The organism is Bacteroides sp. BFG-606 (genome assembly GCF_024788145.1).
Classification (GTDB): Bacteria; Bacteroidota; Bacteroidia; order Bacteroidales; family Bacteroidaceae; genus Bacteroides; species Bacteroides vicugnae.
Genome location: NZ_JANUIL010000001.1, coordinates 138,072 through 157,204 on the forward strand (window position 1 = coordinate 138,072; position 19,133 = coordinate 157,204).

The window sequence follows — 19,133 nt, forward strand, 5'->3', positions numbered from 1 at the left end:
AAGATGTATCATAACTGCTATATACAATACTAAACCATGAATAAAAAAACTAAATGGGGCATCATTATTCTTGTTGGTGCCGGAATTATCGGTGGAGGAATCTATTCACAATTACCGAAAAAAAACGACGAACTAGCAGCTGCCGACAAAGTGATGGGCGGCAATCAGAAAAAAGGAAAACAAGTTCTAAATGTAAATGCTAAAGTCATAAAGCCACAATCCCTGACAGACGAGTTTACCACTACCGGCGTACTTCTACCCGATGAGGAAGTGGATTTGTCTTTCGAAACTTCGGGAAAAATTGTGGAAATCAACTTCGAAGAAGGAACGGCCGTAAAGAAAGGGCAGTTGCTTGCCAAAGTAAACGACCGGCAGTTGCAGGCACAATTACAACGCCTCGTTTCACAATTAAAACTGGCAGAAGACCGTGTATTCCGTCAAGATGCTCTGTTGAAACGGGATGCCGTCAGTAAAGAAGCTTACGAACAGGTGAAAACGGATTTGGCAACCCTGAACGCAGATATAGAGATCATCAAAACCAATATCGAGTTAACCGAACTTCGTGCTCCGTTCGACGGAGTGATCGGACTTCGCCAAGTCAGTGTTGGTACTTATGCCTCTCCGACCACTGTTGTTGCCAAACTGACTAAAATCGCTCCATTGAAAGTGGAATTCTCCGTACCGGAACGTTATGCCAAGCAAATCAAAAAGGGGACTAACCTGAACTTCAGCGTTGAAGGAAACTTGGATGCTTTCGGCGCACAAGTGTATGCTGTGGAATCAGCTATTGACCCGAACCTGCATCAGTTTACCGCCCGTGCATTATACCCGAATGTCAATCACATCCTGCTTCCCGGCCGTTACGCAAGCGTGCTGTTGAAAAAGGATGAAATACCTAACGCAATTGCCATTCCCACAGAAGCAATTGTACCGGAAATGGGTAAAGACAAGGTCTATCTGTATAAATCAGGAAAAGCCGAACCGGTGGATATTATTACCGGCATCCGCACCGCATCTGAAGTGCAGGTGATCAGAGGATTACACATGGGAGATACCATCATTACTTCAGGAACACTGCAACTACGTACCGGACTTGCCGTTACTCTTGACAACATTGATTAATAATACCAGCACCTTATGAATATATCCGAATTAAGTATACGTCGCCCGGTATTAGCCACAGTATTAACGATCATCATCCTCCTTTTCGGATTCATCGGATACAATTATCTGGGTGTCCGTGAGTATCCGTCGGTGGATAATCCGATCATTTCTGTCAGCTGCTCTTATCCGGGAGCTAATGCCGATGTTATCGAGAATCAAATAACCGAACCGTTGGAACAGAATATCAACGGTATTCCCGGTATCCGTTCTTTGTCCAGTGTGAGTCAGCAGGGACAAAGCCGCATCACGGTAGAATTTGAATTGTCCGTCGATCTGGAAACGGCGGCCAATGACGTACGTGACAAGGTTTCACGTGCCCAGCGTTATCTGCCCCGCGACTGTGACCCTCCGACCGTTTCAAAAGCGGACGCTGACGCCATGCCCATCCTGATGGTTGCTCTTCAAAGTGACAAGCGCACGTTATTGGAATTGAGCGAAATCGCAGATTTGACTGTAAAGGAACAATTACAGACGATTGCCGACGTTAGTAGTGTATCTATCTGGGGAGAAAAACGTTACTCCATGCGCCTCTGGCTCGACCCGGTAAAGATGGCAGGATATGGTATTACTCCTATCGATGTTAAAAATGCCGTGGACAATGAAAACGTGGAACTTCCTTCCGGTAGTATCGAAGGAAATACCACCGAACTGACTATCCGCACACTGGGATTGATGCATACTGCAGATGAATTCAATGATTTGATTATCAAAGAAGAGGATAACCGTATTGTACGTTTCAGTGATATCGGACGTGCAGAACTGGGACCCGCCGATATCAAGAGTTATATGAAAATGAACGGAGTTCCTATGGTAGGTGTCGTAGTCATTCCACAGCCGGGTGCCAACCATATTGAAATCGCGGATGCTGTATATCAACGCATGGAGCAGATGAAAAAAGATTTGCCGGAAGATGTGCACTATAATTATGGTTTTGACAACACCAAGTTTATCCGCGCATCTATCAATGAGGTTAAATCGACTGTATATGAAGCTTTTGTACTCGTAATCATCATTATCTTCCTCTTCCTGCGTGACTGGCGCGTCACATTGGTGCCTTGTATCGTAATCCCTGTCTCTCTGATCGGAGCATTCTTTGTTATGTATCTGGCAGGATTCTCCATTAATGTACTTTCCATGCTCGCCATCGTACTGTCGGTGGGGTTGGTGGTGGACGACGCCATCGTTATGACAGAAAATATTTATATCCGTATTGAAAAGGGAATGGCTCCCAAAGAAGCGGGAATAGAAGGAGCTAAAGAAATCTTCTTTGCCGTCATCTCAACGACTATCACGCTGGTTGCCGTATTCTTCCCTATCGTCTTTATGGATGGAATGACAGGACGATTGTTCCGGGAATTCAGTATCGTTATTTCGGGTTCAGTCATCATTTCTTCGTTTGCGGCATTGACTTTCACTCCGATGCTGGCAACGAAATTGCTTATAAAGAGGGAAAAGCAAAGTTGGTTTTATGCGAAGACTGAGCCATTCTTCGAAGGAATGAACCGGCTGTACAGCCGGTCACTTGCCGCTTTCCTCAGCAAACGCTGGATTGCTCTTCCATTTACCTTCATCACCATTTGCCTGATCGGTTTTCTATGGAATGCCATTCCCGCAGAAATGGCTCCACTTGAGGACCGTTCGCAAATCAGTATTAACACCCGGGGGGCAGAAGGTGTCACTTACGAATATATCCGGGATTACACGGAGGATATTAATCAACTGGTAGACTCTATTCTTCCCGATGCGGAAGCTGTTACCGCCCGTGTATCCAGTGGTAGCGGAAATGTACGCATCACATTGAAGGATATGCAAGACCGTAACTACACACAGATGGAAGTTGCCGAGAATATCTCGAAAGCGGTACAGAAGAAAACGATGGCACGTTCATTCGTACAGCAGCAATCTTCTTTCGGCGGACGCCGTGGAAGTATGCCCGTCCAATACGTACTTCAAGCCACCAATCTGGAAAAATTAGAAGAAGTGCTGCCTAAATTTATGGCTAAGGTATACGAAAATCCTGTTTTCCAAATGGCGGACGTCGACTTGAAATTCAGCAAGCCGGAAGCCCGTATACAAATCAACCGTGACAAGTCCAGCATCATGGGGGTAAGCACTAAAAACATTGCTCAGACATTGCAATACGGATTGAGCGGTCAGCGTATGGGATATTTCTATATGAACGGGAAACAGTATGAAATTCTGGGGGAAATCAATCGCCAGCAACGTAACAAGCCTGCCGACCTGAAAGCTATTTATGTACGTAGCAATAATGGGGATATGATTCAGCTGGATAACTTGATTGAACTGGAGAGCGGAATTGCTCCTCCAAAGTTATATCGCTACAACCGGTTTGTGTCTGCTACCATTTCCGCAGGTTTGGCGGATGGCAAAACAATCGGACAAGGTCTCGACGAAATGGACAAGATTGCCAAAGAGACACTGGATGATACCTTCCGTACTGCTCTGGCAGGAGACTCCAAGGAATATCGCGAAAGTTCTTCCAGTCTGATGTTTGCTTTCATTTTGGCAATCCTTCTGATCTATCTGATTCTGGCCGCCCAGTTTGAAAGTTTCAAAGATCCGTTGATTATTATGTTGACAGTGCCGTTGGCTATTGCCGGAGCCTTGGTATTCATGTATTTCAACAATATTACAATGAATATTTTCAGCCAGATCGGTATTATCATGCTGATCGGCCTGGTGGCAAAGAATGGTATTCTTATTGTGGAATTTGCCAATCAGAAACAGGAAGCCGGAGAGGACAAAATAAACGCTATTAAAGATGCCGCCCTGCAACGCCTACGTCCGATTCTGATGACTAGTGCTTCTACGGTCTTGGGACTTATCCCGCTGGCGTTTGCCACCGGAGAAGGTTGTAACCAACGTATTGCCATGGGTGCGGCAGTTGTGGGCGGTATGGTGGTCTCCACTCTGCTCACGATGTATATTGTACCGGCTATTTACAGTTACATTTCAACTAACCGAATCAAAAAATTACAAGAATGAAACAGAAAGGAATCTGCATGAAACACATCATCTATATTACCATTGCCTGTGCTTTCTTATCAGTCTCTTTTGCTAAGGCACAACAGATACGCACCCTGAAAGATTGCCTGGAGGAGGGATTACAAAACAATTATTCTCTACGTATCGTACATAATGAAGAGCAGATCAGCAAGAATAATGCAACGCTAGGGAATGCCGGATATCTGCCTACATTGGACTTTTCTGCAGGATACACCGGAAATCTGGACAATATTGAAACAAAAGCGCGTGCTACCGGAGAGATAACAAAAAACAACGGCGTCTACGATCAGACGGTTAACGTCGGTCTCAACCTCAACTGGACTATTTTCGACGGGTTTAATATTAGTACTACATACAAACAGCTGAAAGAACTGGAGCGTCAAGGCGAAACAAATACCCGTATTGCCATTGAGGACTTTATTGCAGCCCTGACTTCGGAATATTATAATTTTATCCAGCAGAAGATCCGTCTGAAAAACTTTCATTATGCAATGTCACTTTCCAAAGAACGCTTGCGTATAGCAGAGGCCAGCCATCTGGTCGGAAAGTTTTCAGGGCTGGATTATCAGCAGGCGAAGGTGGACTTCAATGCAGACAGTGCCCAATATATCAAACAACAGGAATTGCTGCATTCTTCACGAATCCAGTTGAACGAGCTGATGGCCAACAACAATGTAAACCAAAACATTATTATCAAAGATTCCACCATCGACGTACACAGCGACTTGCAATTTGATGATTTATGGAATTCCACATTGGCAACCAATGCTTCTTTGCTAAAGGCGGATCAGAATACGGTACTTGCCCAATTGGACTACAAGAAAATAAACTCGCGCAACTATCCGTATCTCAAATTAAATACCGGATATGGATATACGTTCAACAAGTATGACATCAATGCAAACAGCAGAAGAGGTGATCTGGGCTTTAATGCCGGAATAACTGTCGGCTTCAACATATTCGACGGAAACCGACGGAGGGAAAAGAGAAATGCAAGTCTGGCTTTCAAGAATCGTCGTCTGGAACGGCAGGATCTGGAGCTAGCACTCCGTTCCGATCTCAGCAATCTATGGCAAGCCTATCGCAACAACCTCCAGTTGCTGAATCTGGAACGACAGAATCTGATAACTGCCAAGGACAACCACGATATTGCCATGGATCGTTATATACAGGGAGATCTCTCCGGTTTTGAAGTACGCGAAGCACAAAAGAGTTTGTTAGATGCAGAAGAACGCATCCTCTCCGCCGAATACAATACGAAGCTCTGCGAAATATCCCTGTTACAGATCAGTGGAAAAATTACGAAGTTTCTGGAATAAGGAAGTAGTTTCCAAACATTAAATAACAAAGCCATGAGAAAACCAAGTCTTTTCTTATTGCTACTTTTTATCCTGACAAACATCTCAGCCCAAAAAGCAGCAGATTACAGAAAACAGCAAAATTACAAAGAATGGGTACACATCGCTCCCAAATTTGACGACGATTTCTTCAAGACGGAAGAAGCCCTACGCATTGGTGACAACGTGTTACTGTATCAGCAAACCACCGGAGGCTGGCCCAAGAATATCTATATGCCGGCAGAACTGACAGAACAGGAATATAAGGCAGCATTAAAGGCCAAAGAGGATACCAACCAAAGCACAATCGACAACAACGCCACCACTACGGAAATCGAATATCTGGCACGGCTTTATCTGGCTACTCAAAAAGAAAAATATAAAGAAGGAGTTCTGAACGGCATCCAATATCTGCTCAAAGCGCAATATGAAAATGGTGGATGGCCTCAATTCTATCCACGCCCCAAAGGTTATTACATACAAATCACCTACAATGACAACGCCATGGTAAGAGTGATGAATCAGCTTCGGGAAATATACGAAAAGAAGACTCCTTACACTTTCCTGCCTGAAGATATCTGCAAACAGGCACGCAAAGCTTTTGATAAAGGCATAGAGTGTATACTCAAAACACAAGTGCGCCAAAACGGAGAATTGGCAGTATGGTGTGCGCAGCACGACCGTGTCACTCTGGAACCATGCAAAGCACGTGCTTACGAACTTCCGTCATTAAGCGGGCAGGAGTCAGACAACATTGTATTACTACTTATGTCACTCCCCAATCCATCTACAGAAGTTGTAAAATCGATAGAAGGAGCCATCAAATGGTTCCAGAAGTCTGAAATCAAAGGGCTACAAAAAGAATATTTCACTAACAGCGAAGGGAAAAAAGACTATCGTATGGTTCCTTGTGAAGACTGCCCCACTCTCTGGGCACGCTTTTATGAACTGGAAACTAACCGGCCCTTCTTCTGTGATCGTGACGGTATAAAAAAATATGATATCTCGGAAATCGGACACGAACGCCGGAATGGTTATAGTTGGTATAACAAAGATGGAAGTAAGGTGCTGAAAAGATACGAGAAATGGAAGAAAGAACAGAATAAATAATCAAAGACTGATATTTACCCTACCAAAGCGAATATCCGGAAAGTCCTTAAAATGAGAAATCCCCTTACTACACGATTGTAATGAGGGGATTTTTTAATTAAAGGCTTTTACACCGTCTTCTCAAAGTCTTATATAAACGGAGTTAAACCGACTATTTAGTACAATTCCACGGTTTCAACTGTTTGAAGAAGTCGTTACCCTTATCATCTACCAGAATAAATGCAGGGAAGTTTTCCACTTCAATCTTCCAGATAGCTTCCATACCCAATTCCGGATATTCCACACACTCGATGCTCTTGATGTTGTTCTGTGCAAGGATAGCTGCCGGACCTCCGATAGAACCAAGGTAGAAACCACCATATTTCTTACAAGCATCTGTCACTTGCTGGCTACGGTTACCTTTTGCCAACATTACCATGCTACCGCCATGACTTTGGAACAGTTCTACATAAGAGTCCATACGTCCTGCTGTAGTAGGACCCATAGAACCACAAGCCATGCCTTCCGGAGTTTTTGCCGGACCTGCATAATAAATAGGATGATCCTTAATATACTGTGGCAAGTCTTCGCCGCGATCCAAACGTTCTTTCAGTTTAGCATGAGCAATGTCACGACCTACGATGATCGTTCCGTTCAATGACAGACGGGTAGCTACCGGATATTTAGTCAGTTCTTTCAGGATTTCCGACATCGGACGGTTCAGGTCGATCTTTACCACATCACCTTCACCTGCCTGACGCAGTTCTACAGGAATAAGCTCACCCGGATTTGAATCCAGTTTCTCAATCCAGATACCTTCCTTATTGATTTTACATTTGATGTTACGGTCGGCAGAGCAAGATACTCCCAAACCTACCGGACAAGAAGCACCGTGACGAGGCAAACGGATGATACGTACGTCATGAGCAAGATATTTACCTCCGAATTGCGCGCCCAATCCAATCTTATGAGCTTCTGCCAAAACTTCTTTTTCCAGTTCGATGTCGCGGAATGCACGGCCATATTCGTTTCCGGTAGTCGGCAGATTGTCATAGAAATGAGTAGAAGCCAGCTTCACTGTCAACAGGTTCTTTTCAGCAGAAGTACCTCCGATAACGAAAGCGATATGATAAGGAGGACAAGCGGCTGTTCCCAATGTTTTCATCTTTTCAACCAGGAACGGAACCAGTGTACCGGGATTCAGGATTGCTTTTGTTTCCTGATACAAATATGTCTTGTTGGCAGATCCACCGCCTTTTGTTACGCAAAGGAACTCATACTCCATGCCTTCGGTAGCTTCGATGTCAATCTGTGCGGGGAGGTTACATTTGGTATTTACCTCATCGTACATATTCAGAGGCGCATTCTGTGAGTAACGCAGGTTCTCTTCAGTATATGTTTTATATACACCCAGCGAAAGAGCCTCTTCGTCAGAATATCCAGTCCATACCTGTTGTCCTTTTTCACCGTGGATAATAGCAGTACCAGTGTCCTGACAGAAAGGAAGTACACCTTTTGAAGCAACTTCCGCATTGCGCAGGAAAGTCAGTGCCACATACTTATCGTTTTCACTTGCTTCCGGATCACTCAGAATCTTAGCAACTTGTTCGTTGTGTGAACGACGAAGCATGAATGACACATCACGAAAAGCTGCATTAGCCATCACAGTCAAACCTTCTTTCTCAATTTTCAGGATGGGATTTCCTTCAAACTCGCTTACTGATACATAGTCTTTTGTAAGCAGATAATACTCAGTTGTATCTTTTCCCTTCTCAAACATGGGCTGATACTTAAACGGAGGTGTTGCCATAAGTTTCTTATTTTATTACGTAATTGTTAGTTAGTGTGGCAAAGGTAGTATATAAATTAAAAATTAAAGATTAAAAATTAAAGATTAAAACATAATTAACGGAGGAACTCTCCCGTTTATCATTTGCTTATTTTATTCTTGTATGCTTTCGATACGTCTAATAAGCTCGTTTCCAAGAGCTGTTTTATCTTCAATATGTTTCAAGACGGCAGTCACAAAAGTATTGCTTTCGAAATCACCGCGTACTTGCTCAAAATCCTGCTTCATTTCGTCGTGGGAGCCGTCAGCACCAAATCCGGTCATGGAAGACAACGAGAATTCTTTCTTGGCATCCTCATATACCATCTTATCCAATCCGACAACAGCTTGCTGCCATGCTTTCACGATACCGATGATATCTTGTGCTGTAATCGTTTCCGGATCCAGACCGTAGAATTCCTGAATCTTATGATAAGCCCATGTCCATTCATAGGTATAATAGTTCTCATGCATTTCTGCAAAGCTTGCATTGATGGATTTCAAACGATTGACCGTTCCCTTCTCTATCCCATCCAGCAATCGGTCGATCTCACTCTTGGGAGCAATCAGTCCGGAAACATCCACCCACTCCCCGATTCCGATTTCCGTATCAGGTTTCAGTCGTTGACGGATTTCTTCATTGCTCTGGAAGTTGATGCCTTCCAACCGCTTAATGATGGAGTTTCCCAAGAACTTGTGAATTGCGATTTCATAAAAACGAATTCCATTGTTCAGAGAGGAGTTCTTGATTTTAGCACTCTGGTAGGAGTAAATCTCTGAAGTTTCACCGGACACACGTTTTAATTCTTTCAAAATGGAACGTCCTTTAAACATTTTCTGAATGGTATAAGGACTCAACAGATTATAATTGATATAATCCAGCCGGTTCGGATCCTTTCGATTATCACGCTTCGGCCATTTCTGTGCATCACGAATGGTACCTACACTTCTTAAGTTAACTCCCGGAACCAGATAAGTGGTATTCCGCTGCTCTATCAGGTAAGAGAAAGGAAGATTGGAAGTATCGGCATGATTAACATGACGTCCCATTACCAAAGAGAAGGCCCCAACACGTGCCGGCCACAGGATATATGAATCGGAAGTGGTTTTCGCTCCTCTTTCCATCGTTCCCTGATGGATAGGACCTAACTTATACATGTGATTACTCTGATTGGACCCCGAACCCGCATTCATAAACGAGAACATACCGGCAATCAATAAAGTAGATTTATGGTGTGTCACTGTAAAAGGACCTGCAAAAATAGCACATGCCTCACCGTTCTCTCCCTGACAATTACTGAAAAACAAAGAATCGGAAGCAGAATAATTGTGTCCCAGCTTGCAGGACTGACCGACGAAGCAACGAGTCAGCATCGTGCCGTCATCCACTTTAGAGCCGGAAGAGATAATGAAGTCATCACAGATTACACCGTGTCCGATATGAACAGGTGCCGTCACGTTACTGTTGATGCTGCCATTGGATAAGCGGCAAGTTCCACAGATATGGCAGTAATCTCCAATCCGGACATTCTTGATCGAGCCCGTATTGAGAATCATCACATGATTGCCAATACTGCCGACAGCAGAAGCATGTTTGTTGGAATAATAATCCGCAATGGATTTCATGCGGTTAATCAGTTCGGGACGATGGCGGTACAGTGCAAGTATATATGCCTGATGTGCCGACAGTTTGTCGTTCATCAACACTTCACGACCTCCCGTTTCATTCAAGACTGCCACTTCCACCCCATTACCGAAAGTGCTCAACCCATCCACTAAGATAATATCTACATTCTCAATGAAGGTATCACTGCCAATTTCGTAATTAGCAATATAGTTCTGGATATTCTCAATACAACAGTTATCGCCCACCGATACATTATGCAACGTCACATGACGTAATCCCGAATGTTTCTTGATTCCCCCCGGCAATGTAAATTCTGCTTCGAATACTCCCAGTTTCACTTCACCCGAGAAACGGGTATGATGGACGTACTCACAATTAAACCCCTCTGCCACTGATACATTTCCCCAATCATCAGCCAGACACGACTGACTCTTCAACTGAAGTACCTCATCTTCAGTCAATCTACGATAGTCTTTCATTTTTAATAATGTGTTAATGTGCCCATATGCCAATGCGCCAATTCCGATGCAGTACACGCAGCCAGTTGGCACATCAGTACATAAGCATATTGATTAATTATTCCTCTTCTTCGTAGGTCTGATAAAGAAAATCGTTATAGGGATATTTCTGAACGTGTAATTCTTTCACTCGCTGATAAACTACATTTTTCAGTTCGTCTATATTGATTCGTTCGCGGGCGGAAATAAAGAGGCAGTTGTCCTCCATCTTTGCCATCCACGTCTTCATCAGTTCTTCGAGTGTTAAGTTCTCCTTTGTTCGGGGGTAAGGTCGTCCGGCGCTTTCTCCACGTAGGTGTAAGCGTCTATTTTGTTAAATACAAGTATCATAGGTTTGCCACTGCCACCAATCTCTGCCAGTGTTTTGTTCACCACTTCAATCTGTTCCTCAAATCCGGGGTGGGAAATATCGACTACGTGTACAAGCAGATCCGCTTCACGCACCTCATCCAGCGTTGATTTGAAAGATTCTACCAGATCGGTAGGCAACTTACGAATAAACCCTACCGTATCCGACAACAGGAACGGTAGATTATCGATAATCACTTTGCGTACAGTGGTATCCAACGTTGCGAACAGCTTGTTTTCTGCAAACACTTCGCTCTTTGCGAGAAGGTTCATCATGGTTGATTTTCCCACATTGGTATAACCAACCAGTGCAACACGTATCATACGTCCGCGGTTCTTACGCTGGGTAGCTTTCTGTTTGTCAATGTCTGCCAGACGTTCTTTCAGCAATGACATACGGTTCAGGATGATACGGCGGTCCATCTCGAGCTGTGTTTCACCCGGACCACGAAGTCCCACGGAACCTTTACCACCACCGGCACCGGAACCACCTCCCTGGCGTTCCAAGTGAGTCCAGAGTCGCTGCAAACGTGGCAACATATATTTATACTGTGCCAGTTCTACCTGTGTCTTCGCATTGGCAGTCTGTGCACGCATGGCAAATATATCAAGAATCAGTGAAGTACGGTCCAGTATCTTCACTTTCAGTTCAGCTTCAATATTACGAATCTGTTTCGCAGAAAGTTCGTCATCAAAGATGACCATTCCTACTTCACGTTCTGCTTCCTCTTCGTCATGGATATATTGTCTGATTTCTTCCAACTTTCCTTTTCCGACATAAGTCACAGAGTTAGCTGTCGGTAACTTCTGCGTAAATCGTTTCACAACTTCCGCCCCAGCCGTCTCGGCAAGGAAAGCCAGTTCATCCAGATACTCGTTTGTCTTACGCTCATCCTGCGTTTGTGTGATGAGTCCTACAAGCACTGCTGTTTCTACTTTGGCTTCGGATATTACAAATTCTTTCATTCTTTTATTATATATAATATTGCGGGTGCAAATATAACAAAAAAAAAGAGGACAATGTTTTAGAGGACATTGAAAAAGTCCCCATATTACATTATCCTCATTTTTTATATACTTAGGTTCAGAAATTGTATACCAAACAGCCTCCTATTTTCCTCCAAACTGAAGTTCATCGTTATAGTCCGTCTCATTCAACGGCACATCCCAAGTCCATTTATTAACACCGTCAGCAGGAATAGTAATGGCAACAGAAGGATATGCATTGCCACCTTGTGCAACAGACTTCCGTACCACGGGACGGTTCCAACGCTTGTAGTCACTCCATGCAAAACCTTCACCCCAAAGTTCAAGTTCACGATAATCCATGATTTCATTCCAAAGATCATCACCAATCTTGGTGCAAGTATATGAAGGATTACGTCCGGAAGTGGCATTCAAATCAACCAATGCAGCTTGCGCATCAGTTGGCTTATCCAAAAAATAATTGGCTTCTGCTTCCACCAATACCATTTCCGAAGAACGGATGAAGGGCAAATAAGATACTCCCGGAGTGTCGAACACATAGAATTTCAACTGTGCACCCAAATAATAAGTTCCAGCCTGATAAGGAGCCTCCAAACCGGACACGGCTATTCTGTCTATATAATTTTTCACGTCACTATTCAAAGCATCGTCCCAGAAAATAGCATAATCAGGATCTAACACATCCTCATCCGTCCAATCATATCCGGGAAACTTATCCTCTGTCAGAAACAATGCTTTACGTGCGTCATTGTCAGGAATCCGGTTGATTAATTCGCGACCAATAGCTCCGGCACCTTCATATGCACCTTGTTTGTTCGCATAATAACCGTTACAAGCATACTGTGTGCCATAACTCCAATACCAGTTATTTTCTTGGGAGCTACCGAAACTGCCAAACAACCATTCACTTGTAGGATTACAGAATCCATTCTGATAATCAGTGTTGTTCATTAACGGATATCCCTCACGGGCAAGTTTGGCTTCGGAAAGAGCTTTCCCATAATCCTGTTTAGTCAAGGCAGCACGAGCATAAACAGCGTGGGCGACATTAATGTTCGGAATCCAAACTTTTCCATTTTCACGGTCAAAACCAGATTGCTGAAAAAGAGAAATAGCATCATCCAAATCTTTATAAATTTGCGTATATGTTTCCGCCAATGTAGAGTAAGGCATACTGCCTGTCGACTCATCCAACCGGAGGACAAGGCCTTGAGAAGCCCCGTTGTTGGAATCTTGCCAACGCCAGCAATAATAATGCGTCAGCTTCTCGAAAGCATACGCACGAAATGTCAGTGCAGACGCTTTGATGAAATTCTTTTCGCTATCACTTCCTTCCGCTGCGTCAATATTACAGATAATGGTATTCGCATTACCAATAATCGTATAATAATAGTACCATGCGTATGCATCATAAATGCTATTTGTGCGGTTATGAAACGTCTGATTGAAAATGGGCGCCCATCCGTTCGCATAATAGTTATAATTGTAGTTTTCGCTCGGATAGCTTTCATATTGAATCATAATGTTGTTTTCACCGCAAAAGCCACCACCGAAGTAATATTGCTGAGTAGTCATGATCTTAGCAATTCCATTCAATGCCTTCATGGCATTGTCGGTTGTACCGACAGCATCGCCCGTTCCGATAGAGTCGGTTGGAGCTGTATTAAGATAGTCGCTGCTGCAAGAAAATACCAGTAAAGATGCGCCTGCAACTAAAGCTCCTATAAACAATCTATTGATATATTTTTTCATAATTATTCTTATTGTTTTAAATGTTCCAGTCTTTAGAATTTGACAGTCAGCCCCAAGTTATAAACTCGAGCAGTTACATAAGTATCATCATATTCACCATTAAATGAGAATTGCGGATTCAATCCCTTGCGCGCAGTGACTGTAAAGAGGTTTTCAACACCGGCAGTCAATGTCAATCCACCAATCCCCCAATGATTCAACCATTTCTTCGGTAAACTATAAGACAAATTCAAATTTTTGAATACCAAGTAAGAAGCATTTGCCAACCAACGGTCGCTCACAGCGTTGTTATCAGAAGCGCGGTTAAAATCATAAGCGGGTGTTCCATTAGGATCAATGCGGTCAGCAGATGTAGCAGTCATTCCTTCAGGAACTCCATTCCATGATTTCAACACATCTTTATGCAACGCGGAACCTGATGACATCACTGATGAGCCCATCAACCCCTGATAACTACCATCATACACTTTACCACCCAAACCATAGGTTAACAAAACATTCATGCTCAAATCTTTCCAAGTAAGCGTAGAACGTACAGAACCATAAACCGTAGGTAACGCAGAGCCTGCCCAATCCCGCTTTCCATAAGAAGTTATAGTCGTATAATCCGTACCATTAATCGTAGTCAGCGCATCATTTTCCGCAGCAGCATCCTTTTTATCAGGATCAAGGGTATAAAGCGACTGTCCGGTCATTTGATCAACTCCAACGAAATGATAGGTATAAAATTCATAAATAGAATGACCTTCCGAATAATTTTGTCTACCGTGCAAGATATCTTTTCCATCCGGCAATTTAATCACCTTATTCTTCAGAAAAGTAGCGTCCATTCCGATATTCCATTTCCAGTCTCCTTTATTGACGGCATCCACATCCAAAGAAATTTCAAAACCACGATTAGACACCGTACCAATGTTCCGATATTGAGTAAGGTTCATCGGTGCACCATCATCCACCCAAGGATAGGAACCAGCCGAAAGTGGCAGTCTCACTTCAAACAACAAGTCTTTGGAACGTTTGTCAAAATAGCCAATCTCAAAATTCAAACGATCGAACAAACGACCTTCCAAAGCGAAATCGAATGTCTGGGTAGTTTCCCATTTGATATCCGGAGCCGATAAAGATTTTTTCAACAAAGCGGCCTCATTAGCATTCTTGTCAATAGTATACAATGCCATATAACCATAATAACTTACGCCTGCGTCGTTACCCACTTCGCCATACGATGCGCGAAGTTTCAAATGGTTTACCCAGTCGATATTCTGCATAAAAGCTTCGCGCTTCACATTCCAACTTGCACCCAATGAATAGAAATTCCCCCAACGATTGTCCGGATGGAAACGGGAAGAACCGTCACGACGGAAAGAAGCCTCAATAAAATAGCGCTCATCATAGTTATAACGTGCACGCGCTAGATAAGACTCTGTTTTATATTCGTCATCATAACCAGCGAAATAAGAATTAGTAAGGAAATTACCCATCGTCAGATTACCATCGACAGCCATACCCGTATTCATTCCATAGGTCACTTTACGCTGCCAGCTATAATTTTCATGCCCCAGCATCACATCCACATTATGTATATTCTTATAAGTATGATTCCAGTTTATTAATTGTTGCATAGTATAATTGGTATACTGGTAAGCATAGTTAGTCAACCGTCCATTGTTTGTGGCACCGTCACCAATTTTGGGGTTATCATATTTCTTATTGTTCGAAGTGCTGTTGCTCATATCCCCCTTGACTGTTACTGAAAAGTCATACGGCAGATTAATCGTAGCAAATGCTTGTCCACCCAATACATTGCGACGGCTTTCTTCCTTATTATTACGCAATTCGTAAGCAATATTACGATTACTCAAATAAGAAGAAGTAACATCATATTGCTTTTCACCAAATTCATCCAAAGCATAAGAGCCATCGGCATTGTGCATAAACAACGGATATACCGGAGCCATATAACGAACAGTATAAAACGGATTGGCAAAATAATCTCCGGTAGCATTGTCATTGTAATCTCTCTTAGTTATAGACCCGTTTAAGTTAACCCCCGCTTTCAACCATTTGTTTGGAGTATAAACAGTATTAATACGTCCGGAGAAACGTTCGTAACCGGAAGCAATGATATATCCCTTTTCATTCAGATAACCAATAGAGGAATAAACATTCAGTTTCTCGGAAGAGGAACTGGCGGATAAGTTATATTCCTGACGGTATCCATTGCGTTCAATGTCCTTTGCCCAGTCAAGGTCATCATACCCTGGTAACATATTGGCTATCAGTTTGCCATTGGCATCGAATAAAGCATCGTCAGGAGCATCATAAATATTGCGACGCGCATACCCCTTTATAATATTCTTTGTGGCATAATCTGCGGCATCAGCTTCGTTATATCCCAAGCTACCGGTCATGGCATAGTTTTTCAACCCCATCCATGATGTTTCCATCCATTGATTAGCGCCAAGCCGTTCATATTCCGGAATACCACGATTATAAATACCTTGATTTATTTGCAAAGTAATAGTTGGTCTATCCGAGCCACGCCCGCTTTTTGTTGTAATCAACACAACACCGTTAGCAGCACGATTTCCATACAAAGCGGCAGAAGCGGCATCCTTTAAGATAGACATGCTTTCAATATCGTTAGAGTTCAATTCAGCAATATTTCCATCAAAAGGCACACCGTCTACAACAATCAATGGATCGGAAGCTCCTGAAACCAATGTCCCGAAACCACGTATACGGATAGAAGGCGCTTTACCCGGTTCCCCGTATGTATTATTTACCTGAACACCGGGTGCAGACCCTTCAAGCGCTCCGGTCACACTAGTGGTAAGACGCTTTTCTATCTTTTTTGAATCAACCACTGAAATGGAACCTGTCAATGATTCTTTCTTAGCCGTACCATAAGCTACGACTACCACTTCGTCCAATGCTTCTGCATCAGTCTTCATTACCACCCTCATTTTAGGCTTGATAGCCACTTCCTGAGTTTGCATACCGATGTACGAAATCTGCAAAGTCTTTGCAGAACTTGGTACATTTGATAAATTAAAATTACCATCTACATCTGTGATTGTACCTTGAGTAGTACCTTTTACTAACACAGAAGCGCCAACAACTGGCTGCCCGTCTTCTTCAGAAATCACAACGCCTGTGACCTTTTGAGTTTGGGCAGTTACTAGACCTATGCCCACAAAAAGGCATGCCAATAACAGCATTAATTTTCTTTTCATAAAATCTCTCTTAAAGTTTAACTTTACATTATTTGTATCTTTACTCTAACAATTTGCAAATATATTAATAAAACTGAAACTAACAACTATATTAATAAAAAAAGGTTGCAAATATAACATTTTGTTATTTTTTATACTGAATTTATGTTGAAAAGCATGTTTGTGTTAATTAAAAACGTTGATCAATAAAGCAAGTAATAGCTTTTTGCATAAACAAAATGTATATTTTAATATTTCTTTTACTCGTTTTTGGTCATAAAACGTCTTTAAAAGTTGTTCTTTTTGCTTTTTCCGCAAAAAAAGGAATAAAAAAGTGGCATTTAATTTTAAGTTTTGTGAATACCAAGTGATTTGAGGATTTATTTTTTAGAGATATTAATGCTTATTTGCCTCTAATATAGCACAGAATCACGTCTAATTTGTTCTATTATTAATTAAAAAATAAAAGTATGGAAAAGATCAGTTACAACCTTGTGTTTAACAGAAAGAAGAGATTGAATAAAAGAGGAATGGCATTAGTTCAGGTAGAGGCCTACTTGAACAGAAAAAAAATGTATTTCTCCACCAAAATATATCTCAAACCGGAACAGTGGGATACCAAACGAAAAATGGTAAGGAATCATCCTAATGCGAATGTCTTGAATCGTATGTTATATGAAAATATAGCGGCTATTGAGCAAACAGAACTCGGGCTATGGCAACAGGGAAAGTCCATATCGTTAGATTTATTAAAAAATTCTATTGATAAACCCCTAAGCAATGGAAGGTCATTTTTGACTTTTTTTAAAGAGGAGATAGCTAATTCTTCTTTGAAAGAGAGTACCCGTCAAAATCACCTTTCCACGCTTGAATTACTTCAGGAATTCAAGAAAGAGGTATTATTTACCGATTTGACATTTGAATTTGTGTCTTCCTTTGATAATTACCTGCAATCTAAAGGTTATCACCTTAATACTATTGCCAAGCACATGAAGCATCTGAAACGATATATTAATGTTGCAATAAATAAGGAGTATATGGATATACAGAAGTATGCCTTTAGAAAATATAAAATTAAAAGTATAGAAGGAAGCCATACACACTTAGCTCCGGAAGAGTTACACAAATTTGAGAATTTACAGTTGACAGGAAGATATACGAGACTGCAAAAAACAAAAGATGCATTTTTATTTTGTTGTTATGCAGGATTACGATATTCTGATTTCACTAATCTGACCTCTGCAAATATTGTTGAGTTTCATCAGGAAACTTGGATAATATACAAATCTGTCAAAACAGGTATGGAAGTACGTCTTCCTTTATATTTATTATTTGAAGGTAAAGGAATCCAAATATTGCAACGCTATAAAGATGACCTCAACAGTTTTTTCAAGTTAAAAGACAATTCTAATATTAATAAGGAATTAAATATATTGGCAGGTCTGGCTAAAATTGATAAACGTGTATCGTTTCACACCGCCCGTCATACAAATGCTACCTTATTATTATATAATGGTGCCAATATAACTACTGTACAAAAACTATTAGGGCATAAAAGTGTAAAGACCACACAGGTATATGCAAATATAATGGATATTACAGTGGTGCGTGATCTCGAGAAAACTGCCTCTTCAAATAATAATAAGCACAAAGCCTAAACGAAAGTGTTCTGTTTTTAAGATTTGGTTTTAGAAATGGAAGGTATAATTTTCTCTAATAGAAGAAAGTGTGTATAATTAAATGAAAGGATATGCAATATAAGTTCCGAAAACGCATATACATAATCTAAATATACATTATTATTACGAATATTATTACTCGTCCCATTTAAAGGAATAAAGCGTTCCTTTAAAAGGAACGAGTCATTGGTCGTAGAGAAGCCTTTGCTTTCTTTAAAAGGAAAGGATTAAAAGCTAATTTATAAACCTGACGACCTCTAATAGCTACTAAAATTCGGTATTTTTGGTTCTACCATTTGTTCATCAGATAAATGACAAATGGTTCCTTTGATATAGTTATATGTAATTATGCAATCTATTTGATATAAAATAAGTATATAACCATTCAATATGAATATTCATCAATCATATTCTCTACGATTTTGAGGAAGATTTGAGTCCGCCCCTGCATATTTAAAAATATACAGTAATAAAATATGCATTTTTTCATTTGGAGTTTTTCTTTTTCATAGGTTATTGTTTACTAATGGATATATTATTATAATCAGTAATTATTGGATAT

Annotated in this window: 9 protein-coding genes and 1 pseudogene; 5 read left to right on the top strand and 5 right to left on the bottom strand. The window is 41.6% G+C overall.

Features of this window, described 5'->3' with window-relative positions; translation table 11 throughout:
* Positions 1-36 precede the first annotated feature (36 nt).
* The 4 genes from NXV01_RS00560 to pelA are packed head-to-tail and all read left to right on the top strand — an operon-like array spanning position 37 to position 6,638.
* Positions 37-1,122, top strand: a complete 1,086-nt coding sequence (locus NXV01_RS00560; RefSeq protein WP_148365281.1) for an efflux RND transporter periplasmic adaptor subunit — start codon at positions 37-39, stop codon at positions 1,120-1,122.
* A gap of 15 nt (positions 1,123-1,137) precedes the next feature.
* On the top strand, positions 1,138-4,170 hold the full coding sequence (locus NXV01_RS00565; RefSeq protein ID WP_148365282.1) for an efflux RND transporter permease subunit: 3,033 nt from the start codon (positions 1,138-1,140) through the stop codon (positions 4,168-4,170).
* On the top strand, positions 4,167-5,510 hold the full coding sequence (locus tag NXV01_RS00570; protein ID WP_148365283.1) for a TolC family protein: 1,344 nt from the start codon (positions 4,167-4,169) through the stop codon (positions 5,508-5,510). Before NXV01_RS00565 ends, NXV01_RS00570 begins: the two co-directional genes overlap by 4 nt.
* A 33-nt stretch (positions 5,511-5,543) precedes the next feature.
* Positions 5,544-6,638 carry a pectate lyase gene (gene pelA, locus NXV01_RS00575; RefSeq protein WP_259021530.1) on the top strand — a complete coding sequence of 365 codons (1,095 nt, stop codon included), beginning with the start codon at positions 5,544-5,546 and terminating at the stop codon, positions 6,636-6,638.
* A gap of 151 nt (positions 6,639-6,789) precedes the next feature.
* Here pelA and NXV01_RS00580 read toward each other — a convergent pair whose 3' ends face one another.
* The 5 genes and pseudogenes from NXV01_RS00580 to NXV01_RS00600 form a co-directional block, all read right to left on the bottom strand.
* On the bottom strand, positions 6,790-8,427 hold the full coding sequence (locus NXV01_RS00580; protein WP_148365285.1) for a fumarate hydratase: 1,638 nt from the start codon (positions 8,425-8,427) through the stop codon (positions 6,790-6,792).
* Positions 8,428-8,559: 132 nt separating this feature from the next.
* Entirely contained in the window at positions 8,560-10,551 is a 1,992-nt protein-coding gene (locus NXV01_RS00585) for a DUF4954 family protein (RefSeq protein ID WP_148365286.1), read from the bottom strand.
* Between the two features lie 97 nt (positions 10,552-10,648).
* Positions 10,649-11,904, bottom strand: a pseudogene (hflX, locus tag NXV01_RS00590) (GTPase HflX).
* Between the two features lie 144 nt (positions 11,905-12,048).
* Positions 12,049-13,677 carry a RagB/SusD family nutrient uptake outer membrane protein gene (locus NXV01_RS00595; protein WP_195649171.1) on the bottom strand — a complete coding sequence of 543 codons (1,629 nt, stop codon included), beginning with the start codon at positions 13,675-13,677 and terminating at the stop codon, positions 12,049-12,051.
* Between the two features lie 32 nt (positions 13,678-13,709).
* Positions 13,710-16,913, bottom strand: a complete 3,204-nt coding sequence (locus NXV01_RS00600; protein ID WP_259011145.1) for a TonB-dependent receptor — start codon at positions 16,911-16,913, stop codon at positions 13,710-13,712.
* Positions 16,914-17,362: 449 nt separating this feature from the next.
* Between NXV01_RS00600 and NXV01_RS00605 the strand changes: the two genes are divergently transcribed.
* Positions 17,363-18,550, top strand: a complete 1,188-nt coding sequence (locus NXV01_RS00605) for a site-specific integrase (RefSeq protein ID WP_195649174.1) — start codon at positions 17,363-17,365, stop codon at positions 18,548-18,550.
* Positions 18,551-19,133: the final 583 nt, after the last annotated feature.